Here is an 8,892-nt window from a genome sequence, read left to right on the forward strand (position 1 = left end):
GTCGTCGGCGGGACTGTTCTCGTCGGTCACGGGGTCTCCTCGGCTTCGGTCGGAAAAGGGGTGTGGGGCGGACGGATGGTCATGTGCCGCTCCGCGGGGACTGCGCGCTCGTCTCCACGGCGGTCTCGAGCTCGTCGAGGCGACGGGCGAGCGCGACGAGGGCGGCGTCGTCGGTGGGTGGAGGTCCCGACAGCAGGCTCTGCAGCGTGCCGCGCGGGATCCGGAGACGGTCGGCGGCGGCGTCGGCGATCTCGTCCGCGTCCGCGTGCACAGCCAACCCGAGTCGTCGGGCCAGTCGCCTCCGGGTGCCCTCCCGCAGTGCGTCCGCGGCGTGTGGGGCGTCCGCGGCCCTGGCCGTCAGCCGCGCGCGTCCGTGCATCGTCTCCGACGCGCGGACGGTCACCGGAAGGGTCTCCGCCACGAGCGGGCCGAAACGTCGGCCGCGGGCGAGGGCGACGGCCAGGCCCGCGGCGAGGAGCAGCAGGATCGCCGGGGTGACCCAGTCCGGGGTGAGGCTCCCGAGCGTGTCGGGGGTGGTGCCCTCGATGTCGGTGTCCTCGAACGACGGGACGTACCAGACGACCCGGTCGGTCTGCCCGAGCAGGGCGAGTCCGAGCGCGGCGTTGCCGTCCTCGGCGAGGGCCGCGTTGCTGAACAGCTTCACGCCCTCGACCACCGCGCGGTATCCGTCCCTCTCGTCGACGAGCACGGCCGCGGCATCGTCCTCGCCGAAGCACCCGGTCACGTCGTCCGCGGGGGAGAAGAGCCGATCAGGGCGGATGGCGCCGACTTCGGCGAACTCGGGGACTGCGCAGGTGGCTGTTCTCGGCGCGGCCGAACCCGACGCGTTCTCGCCGATCGCGAGTTCGGCCAGCAGATGCGTGCCTGTGGAGAGGAAGACGACGCGGTCGGCCGGCGCGAGGAGATCCGCCAGCGCGTCGTCGGAGAGCGTGTAGGGGTTGGTCAGGGCCAGCGTGGTGTCCTCGTCGAGGGCGGCGGCTGCCGCGGCCCGCGAGCGGACGACCTCGACCTCGACTCCCTGGTCCCGCAGCAGCTCGGCCAGGGCCAGGGCGCCGGTGCCGGACCGGCTCTCCGGATCGAGGGTGCCCCGCGCGCCGGGGCCGCTCGCCGCGAGTTGGGAGGCTGCGAGGGCGACCGCGACCACGAGCGCCGCGACGAGGAGCCACCCGAGGAGAGAGGCGGTCCGACGCCGCGGGCGCTCGGCGGTGGTGTCGACGGCGATCTCGTCCGATGCGATCGTCGTCACGCGGGCACCCCCTCGGGGCGGTGGGCGCGGAGGCGCTCGTCCGTCGCGGCGAGGTGCCGGTAGTCGTCCTCCGTGGCGGGATGCCGTAGGTAGCGCACGTCGTCGAAGGACGCGGCGGCCCGCCGCAGGGCGTCCGCCTCGTCGGTGAAGACCGCGCTCGCGGAGCGGGCGAGGGACTGCGCCGTCGCTCCGGGCGCCGGATCGATGAGGTCACGCTCGAGCAGGCTGCGGGCGATCGCGCGGTAGCGGAGCACGACCGCGGCGTCCCAATCGCTCTGGCGTGCGCTGCGCTCGGCGTCGGCGCGGAGCTGTGCCGCGCTGCGGTCGTCGGCGGCGCCGAGGAGGTCGCCGTGCGCGCGCCGGATCGCTCTCGAGCGTCGGGGGCGTCCCCACACGATCAGCGCGGTGACCAGAGCCGCGGCGATGAGCACCGTGACCACGATGAGTGCGGTCGGGCCGACGCTCGCCCCGTTCTCCCCGCTGAAGAGATCGGTGAGGAAGCGCATCACGTCGCGGGCGAGAAGGTCGAACCACGTGGGCTTCGCGTCCGCGTACCGCGGATTGGACAGCTCCTCCTCGGCCCAGCGTCGCGCTTCGTCCCCGTCCGGGACGAAGACGTCGTCGAACCGTCGCATCATGACGGCGGGGTGCTGCCCGGCGCCGTCCATCCGGCTGCGTCCTCGGCGGACGGCGGGGCGGGAGGGGCCGGTGCGGGCGGCGGCGGAGGGGCGAACGCGGTCGGCGCGGGAGAGGTCGGAAGAGGACCCGCCGCCCCCGGGAACGGCATCGGCGCCACGGGGGGCCCGCCATACGCCGGAGAGCCGTAGCCCTGGGACATCATCACGTGCTCCGGCACCTGCCGGGGCGGGGGAGCGCTGGTGACGGCACGGGCGGGATCGATCGCGAACGGGTCGCCGAGCTGGTCTTCCGGCACACCGAGGTCGCGGCGCTCCACGTGGGAGAGGAGCGTCTGGTCGAGTCCCTCGTAGCGCATCCGGCAGTCGAGGTAGACGAGCACGCCGCCGGTGCTCTGCACGACGATGGTGATCGCCTGCAGGATCAGCAGCAGCATCTGCGGGGCGAGGAGGGCGAAGACATACGCGATGACGGCGCTCGGCTCGCTGGACCCGGTCGGGGCGATGACCGTCCCGAGGAACGAGGAGAACATGGCGGTCGGGATGCTGACCACCTGCATCGCCAGGCCCATGATGAGGCTGATGAGGAAGGTCACGCCGAACGCGACCCAGAACCGGCCGCGGGTCAGGCGCCACGACCGCACGAACGCCTCCCGGAAGCGGGCCCGCTCCAGCACGAGGATCGACGGGACGAGCAGCAGCTTGGTCGACAGCCAGACCGTGAGCGGGATCGCCGCCAGGGCCAGGAGCACCACGACGAGCACGACGATGCCGATCATCTCCGGGGTGCCCCCGAGACCGCCGGCGATGAGAGCGGCGATGACGGCCGCGACGATCGCGAGGCCGCCGAAGAGCGCGAGCACGGAGAGGGAGGCGAAGCCGGCGAGCCGCCAGAAGGCCGGGGCCATGCGGCGCCACAGCATCCGCAGCGTGGCCTTGACGCCGACCGTCGCGTAGCCGACCTCGGCGGCCACCACCCCCTGCATGATCGCGGTGAACGCGACGGAGGCGAGCCCGACGACGAGGCCGGCGATGAGGTTGATGGCGATCGTGCCGGCGAACACGGCCTCGAAGTCGGGGGAGGAGGGGGAGACCGTCTCCAGCCGGGAGAACGTCGAGAACAGGACGAGCCCCATCACCCCGGCGGTGGCGACGACGACGATGAGCTGGATGACGACGGCGAACCCGAACAGGACCTTCGGGTTGTGCCGCAGCGCCGCGAAGGCCTTGCCCAGCAGCATGCCGAACGTCAGCGGATGAAGGGGGATGATGCCCTTCCGGGGAGCTGGGGTCCACGTCTGGCCGCTCACGGGCCTCCCTCCGTCGTGCGCTCCCATCGTGTCATATCCGGGCACTGAGGCGCAGACCTGCGGAGGGCGGGACTCGGTGCCATAAGGTAACAGTTATGACCTCACGCATCCTTGTGGTCGACGACGACACCGCGCTCGCCGAGATGATCGGCATCGTGCTGCGCACCGAGGGATTCGAGCCGGTGTTCTGCGCGGACGGTGCGCGCGCGGTCGACGAGTGGCGCGCGCAGCGCCCCGACCTGGTGCTCCTGGACCTGATGCTCCCCGGAATGGACGGCATCGAGATCTGCACGCGCATCCGCGCCGAGTCGGGCGTGCCGATCATCATGCTGACGGCGCGCAGCGACACGGCGGACGTCGTCCGCGGCCTCGAGGTCGGCGCCGACGACTACATGGTCAAGCCGTTCAACCCGAAGGAGCTCGTGGCCCGCATCCGCACCCGGCTGCGCCCGACGCCGCAGGCCTCCAGCGAGCAGCTGCGGATCGGCGACCTCACCGTCGACGTGGACGCGCACGAGGTGCGCCGCGGGACGACCCCGATCGCCCTCACACCGCTCGAGTTCCAGCTTCTCGTGGCCCTCGCTTCCAAGCCGCAGCAGGTGTTCTCCCGCGAGATGCTCCTCGAACAGGTCTGGGGCTACCACTACAAGGCGGACACCCGGCTCGTGAACGTGCACGTGCAGCGGCTGCGGGCGAAGGTCGAGCTCGACCCGGACAACCCCAAGATCGTCATGACGGTCCGCGGCGTCGGCTACCGCGCCGGCAGCGTCACCTAGGGACCCCATGGCCGCGACGACTGCGACCACGGCCGTCGCCGTCCTCCGCGACTGGCGCGGCTGGCCGGACGTGCTGGCGGCGCTGTGGCGGCGCTCACTCCGGTTCCGCACCCTCGCGATCACCCTCGTCGCCACGTCGCTGGCGATCCTCATCACGTGCGTCACGATGGCGCTGGTCATCCAGAACGACCTCTTCGTGTCGCGGAAGAATGTGGCCCTGGAGGACGCACGCCGAGCGGTGGACCAGGCGCAGTCCCTGCTGGACGTGGCGGAGGTGGGCGATGACCCCGCCGCGCTCACCGATCTGTGGAACGGCATCCCCGACACCCTCTCGCGCACGTCGAGCGCCGACCTGCTCGCCGGCTTCAAGATCCAGGACGGCTCGGGGACGGTCCGGCTCAACGGCTTCACCGCCGGGCTCACGCCGGATCTGCTGAGCCCCGAGCTGCAGGCCAGGGTCCGCGAGTTCGACGACCGGCAGGCCTGGCAGTCCGTCGCCCTGCCCACGGAGGACGGCGGCGTCGTGCCGAGCATCGTCGTGGGGCAGCAGCTCCAGGTGCCGCAGGCCGGGACCTTCGAGATCTACTTCGCCTACGACCTCGCCGACGCCGACCAGACCCTCGTGTTCGTGCAGCGCACCCTCTGGATCGCCGGCATCGGGCTGGTGGCCATCGTCGCGGCCATCTCCTGGATCGTGCTGCGGACCGTGTCCACCCCGATCGTCCAGGCGGCCGAGACGAGTGCGCGGCTCGCGGCGGGCGATCTCGGCGTGCGGCTGGAGGTGCACGGCGAGGACGAGCTCGCGACGCTGGGGCGCTCCTTCAATGCCATGGCCGACAGCATCGAGGCGCAGATCAAGGAGCTCGGCGAGCTCTCCATGGTGCAGCAGCGCTTCGTGTCCGACGTCTCGCACGAGCTCAGGACCCCGCTGACGACGATCCGCCTCGCCGCCGACATGCTCAACGACCAGCGCGACGAGTTCGACCCCACGACCGCCCGCACCGCCGAGCTCCTGCACGCGCAGGTGCAGCGGTTCGACACGCTGCTGGCCGACCTGTTGGAGATCAGTCGGTACGACGCGGGGTCCGTGCAGCTCGAGCTGGAGGCGACGAGTCTCGCCCAACTCGCAGAGGACATCATCGAGCAGATGCGACCTCTTGCGGAAGGGCATGGCACGGAGATCCGCTTGGTGGCGCCCGGCGGCTACTCGCCGGTGGATATGGACCCGCGTCGTGTGCGGCGCGTGCTGCGGAACCTGATCGGCAACGCGATCGAGCATGGAGAAGGGCGTCCGGTCGTCGTCACGGTCGACAGCAACCAGCACGCGGTGGCCGCGGGCGTGCGCGACTTCGGGCTCGGGATGGACCCCGGAGACGCGGAACGCGTGTTCGATCGCTTCTGGCGCGCCGACCCGTCGCGGCAGCGCACCATCGGGGGTACGGGGCTCGGCCTGTCGATCGCCCTCGGCGACGCCACCCTGCACGGCGGCACCCTCGCCGTGTGGTCGGAGCTGGGGGTGGGCTCGCACTTCGTGCTGACCATTCCCCGCCACGACCGGGTGCTGGACGGCCCGAGCCCGATCTCGGTGGAGCCGCAGGAGCCCCTCACAGAACTCGGCGACGCGACGCAGCCGATCTCGATCGCCGAGACCTATTCCGATCTGCTCGACGGGAAGGACCAGTCATGAGCCCGCGCGCGAGGAGCCGATTCGTCCGTGGCGCCGCACTGGCGCTGGTCGCGCTGCTGCTTCCCGCGTGCGCCGGCCTGCCGACGAGCGGCGACGTCGCGGTCGGTCTCCAGCTGGGGGAGTCCCCGGACGACGTCGACGTGCTCCCCGTGGCTTCCGGTCCCGTCGCGGGGGCGGGCCCCGAGGAGATCGTCGAGGGGTTCCTCGAAGCCGGCATCACGACATCGGACAACTGGGCGACGGCTCGGGAGTTCCTGGCGCCTTCTCTGCAGCGCAGCTGGCGACCATCGGCGGGGGTCTCCATCGACGCTGGTCCCGAGGCCCGCACCCTCAGCTCGAACGTCCCCGACGACCAGGTGGAGGACGCTGAGGAGGCCGAGGTGCAGGTCCTCCTCGAGCTGGTCGCCAGCGTGGACGACTCCGGGGCGTACAGCGGTGCCCCCGGCGACTCGAGCGTGCCGTTCGCGCTCGCGAGGGGGGAGGACGGCGAGTGGCGGATCACCGAGGCGCCCGACGGCGTGGTGATCGACCAGAGCCGGTTCCCGAATGTGTTCGAGGGGTACTCGCTGCAGTGGTTCGACGCGCGCTGGTCCCGACTCGTCCCGGATATGCGGTGGTTCCCGCGACGCCAGAGCCCGGCGACGACCGTGACGCAGGCCCTCGTCAGCGGTACTCCGGCGGAGTGGCTCGATCCGGCCGTGCAGACGGCGTTCCCCGCCGACGTCCAACTGGCACAGGACGCGGTGCTCATCACGGGGCAGGCGGCCGAGGTGGCGCTGACCCGACCCGCGGCGAGCCTGGACGAGACCACGCTGGCCCGGATGCGCACCCAGCTGCAGGCCACGCTGAAGGCCGCGGGCGTGAACGTCACGCAGGTGCGTTTCAGCGTCGACGGCCGCGCGCTCGACGCGGGGGTCGTCGATGTCATCAGCACCCCGTCGGAGCCGGGGACGCTCGTGCTGAAGGACGGCAGGTTCGGTCGCATCGTCGGTGACGAGATCGCGTCGATCCCCGGGATCAGCGCGCAGATCCAGGCGGTCACGCAGCCGATCGAGGCGATCGACGTGGCCGCGGACGACGCGACCGCAGCGCTGCAGCTCGACGACGGCCACGTGTACCTCGCGACCGAGAACGGACGCAACGAGCTGGATGCCCGGTCCGGCCTCGTGCAGCCGTCCCTCGACCCCTACGGCTACGTGTGGTCGGTGCCCGCGTCAGCCCCGCAGGCGGTGCTCGCCGTCGGCCCCGATGTGGTCGGACACGAGGTCGCCGGCGCGTGGCCGAACGCCTCGTCCATCTCCGATCTGCGGGTCGCCGCCGACGGCGCCAGGCTCGCGGCTGTCGTCCGGGTCGGCGGCCAGCTCTGGGTGGTCGTCGCGGCGGTCGTCCGGGACGGCGCCGGTGTGCCCACAGAGCTCGGTGAGGTGCGACAGCTGCTCCAGCTCACCGAGCCGTCGACGGGGCTCGTCTGGCTGGGGCCCGATCGGCTGGCCGTGCTCACAGACTCCACGACGCCCCGTCTGATCGTGCAGCCGGTCGGCGGACCGGGCTCGGCCGAGAGTGCACCCAGCAATGCGGCGTCGATCGCCGGTGCCCGCACTCCGGCGGGTGTGCGCATCCTGGACACCTCGGGGCAGCTGTTCGCGCACGCGGGATCGGCGTGGCGGGAGGTGACGGAAGGCGTCTCCGTCCTGGCCACACGAACCGGCGAATGACCTCTCCTGCACGGAACGGCCTCGGCGCCGATCGAGTCCCGCCACAAGGGGATGGCTCTCGGGGGCACGCGCCTGACGGCAGGATCTCGACATGGGGTTCACGACACGGGTGGGCGCGCTCGCCGCGGAGACCGGGGCGCTGCTGCTCGCGGCGAGTTGTGCCGGATGCGACCGGCCCGGCATCGTGCTCTGCGACAGCTGCCGGGTCGCGCTCACCGCGAGGCCGCGCGACGTGCGGACCCCGGGCGGGTTGCGGGTCCGCGCCGCCCTCGACCTGGACGGTCCGGCCGCTTCCTGCATCCGGCGTCTGAAAGGAGCGGGGCAGACCGCGTTGGGACGACCGCTGGGCGCCGCCCTCTCCGCCGTCCTCCTCCCTGCTGTCGGACCGGGAGTCTGGGTGATCCCCGTCCCTACCTCGCGGGCAGCCTTCCGTCGGCGCGGCTACCGCGTGCCTGAGCTCCTCGTCCGGTCCGCCGGTGCGGAGCCGCAGCGCGTCCTCGCTCTCACCCGTCAGGTGCGGGACCAGCGCGAGCTGTCTGCCGTCGCGAGGGCCGACAATCTCCGGGGCGCGATGCGCGCACGCCGACGAGGGCTCGGCGCACCCGCGATCGTGGTGGACGACGTCGTGACAACGGGGGCCACGCTCGACGAGGCCAGCCGCGCCCTCGTCGCCGCCGGATTCGTCGTCGCCGGGGTCGTCGCGCTCGCCGCCACGCCGATGTCGGCCCGATCCGGATGAGGTTCATTGCAGACTCACCGGAGACACAGGGCCTCGGGCCGTGACATCGGCCGCGGGTCGGACTACGGTGGGGTGTCACAAGGCGACCACGGTCCGCCCTTGGCCGGGTGGACCGGGACAAGGAGGCAGCAATGGAAACGAGCATCGTGGGCGTCGGAGTGGGCATCACCGATCGCTTCCGCACCGTCGTCGAAGAGAAGATCGCCAAGATCCAGACACTCGCCGCCAAGGCGCAACGCCTGGACGTGAAGGTCACGCACCGGGTCTACCGCAACGGTCGGGTCCCGGACGAGACGGTCGAGTTGACGCTCGTCGGGAAGGGCCCCGTGGTCCGTGCCGAAGCGGTCGACGGCGACAAGTTCGTGGCGCTCGACCTCGCGATCGACAAGATGACCGAGCAGCTGCGCCGCGCGAAGGAGAAGCGCGTCGACGGACGACAGCATCCGCGAGGCCCGCACTTCGAGAAGGGCAGCGGTTCGCTCGAGGGCATCGACGTGCAGCCCGCCTCAGCCGAGGTGCTGCACGCCGTGGCGACGGGGAGCATCCCCGTGCAGAGCGAGGAGGAGGAGGACTACTCCCCGGTCGTCATCCGCACGAAGAGCTTCGAGGCGGAGTGGATGACGGTGGAGGAGGCCGTCGACCGGATGGAGCTCGTCGGGCACGACTTCTTCCTCTTCGTCGATGCGCGCACCGACCACCCGAGCGTGGTCTACCGCCGCAAGGGCTGGGACTACGGTGTCATCGCTCTCAGCACGCAGGCTCC

General features: G+C 71.8%; 8 protein-coding genes. 5 read left to right on the forward strand and 3 right to left on the reverse strand.

Annotated features, from left to right (window positions below):
- Window positions 1-79 precede the first annotated feature (79 nt).
- The 3 genes from M4D53_RS07895 to M4D53_RS07905 are packed head-to-tail and all read right to left on the reverse strand — an operon-like array spanning window position 80 to window position 3,212.
- The gene (locus M4D53_RS07895; RefSeq protein ID WP_259953236.1) at window positions 80-1,267 is read right to left on the reverse strand and encodes a DUF4350 domain-containing protein; all 1,188 of its coding nucleotides are present in this window, start codon (window positions 1,265-1,267) and stop codon (window positions 80-82) included.
- A complete protein-coding gene (locus M4D53_RS07900) occupies window positions 1,264-1,905 on the reverse strand; it encodes a DUF4129 domain-containing protein (RefSeq protein ID WP_259953237.1) in 642 nt (213 codons plus the stop codon). Before M4D53_RS07900 ends, M4D53_RS07895 begins: the two co-directional genes overlap by 4 nt.
- The gene (locus M4D53_RS07905) at window positions 1,902-3,212 is read right to left on the reverse strand and encodes a glycerophosphoryl diester phosphodiesterase membrane domain-containing protein (RefSeq protein WP_259953239.1); all 1,311 of its coding nucleotides are present in this window, start codon (window positions 3,210-3,212) and stop codon (window positions 1,902-1,904) included. Before M4D53_RS07905 ends, M4D53_RS07900 begins: the two co-directional genes overlap by 4 nt.
- A gap of 95 nt (window positions 3,213-3,307) precedes the next feature.
- On the opposite strand from M4D53_RS07905, the gene mtrA reads away from it, so the two are divergent.
- The 5 genes from mtrA to hpf form a co-directional block, all read left to right on the forward strand.
- On the forward strand, window positions 3,308-3,988 hold the full coding sequence (gene mtrA, locus M4D53_RS07910) for an MtrAB system response regulator MtrA (protein ID WP_025103044.1): 681 nt from the start codon (window positions 3,308-3,310) through the stop codon (window positions 3,986-3,988).
- Between the two features lie 7 nt (window positions 3,989-3,995).
- Window positions 3,996-5,675, forward strand: coding sequence for an MtrAB system histidine kinase MtrB (gene mtrB, locus M4D53_RS07915; RefSeq protein ID WP_259953256.1), 1,680 nt, complete (start codon window positions 3,996-3,998; stop codon window positions 5,673-5,675).
- Complete coding sequence (locus M4D53_RS07920) at window positions 5,672-7,390, forward strand: LpqB family beta-propeller domain-containing protein (protein WP_187663728.1); 1,719 nt, start codon at window positions 5,672-5,674, stop codon at window positions 7,388-7,390. Before mtrB ends, M4D53_RS07920 begins: the two co-directional genes overlap by 4 nt.
- Before the next feature lie 91 nt (window positions 7,391-7,481).
- Window positions 7,482-8,129, forward strand: a complete 648-nt coding sequence (locus M4D53_RS07925; RefSeq protein ID WP_259953261.1) for a ComF family protein — start codon at window positions 7,482-7,484, stop codon at window positions 8,127-8,129.
- A 131-nt stretch (window positions 8,130-8,260) separates the two neighbouring features.
- The coding region (gene hpf / locus M4D53_RS07930) for a ribosome hibernation-promoting factor, HPF/YfiA family (protein ID WP_259953262.1) at window positions 8,261-8,892 on the forward strand (632 nt) is incomplete at its 3' end.

Origin of the sequence: Microbacterium meiriae, from assembly GCF_025143875.1 — a bacterium.
In the GTDB taxonomy this organism is placed as follows: domain Bacteria; phylum Actinomycetota; class Actinomycetes; order Actinomycetales; family Microbacteriaceae; genus Microbacterium; species Microbacterium meiriae.

Bases quoted from the DNA above. Each gene is read 5' to 3' on its own strand.
- M4D53_RS07900 (WP_259953237.1), bottom strand. From the start codon at position 1,905: ATGATGCGACGGTTCGACGACGTCTTCGTCCCGGACGGGGACGAAGCG.
- mtrA (WP_025103044.1), top strand. From the start codon at position 3,308: ATGACCTCACGCATCCTTGTGGTCGACGACGACACCGCGCTCGCCGAG.
- mtrB (WP_259953256.1), top strand. From the start codon at position 3,996: ATGGCCGCGACGACTGCGACCACGGCCGTCGCCGTCCTCCGCGACTGG.
- M4D53_RS07920 (WP_187663728.1), top strand. From the start codon at position 5,672: ATGAGCCCGCGCGCGAGGAGCCGATTCGTCCGTGGCGCCGCACTGGCG.
- M4D53_RS07925 (WP_259953261.1), top strand. From the start codon at position 7,482: ATGGGGTTCACGACACGGGTGGGCGCGCTCGCCGCGGAGACCGGGGCG.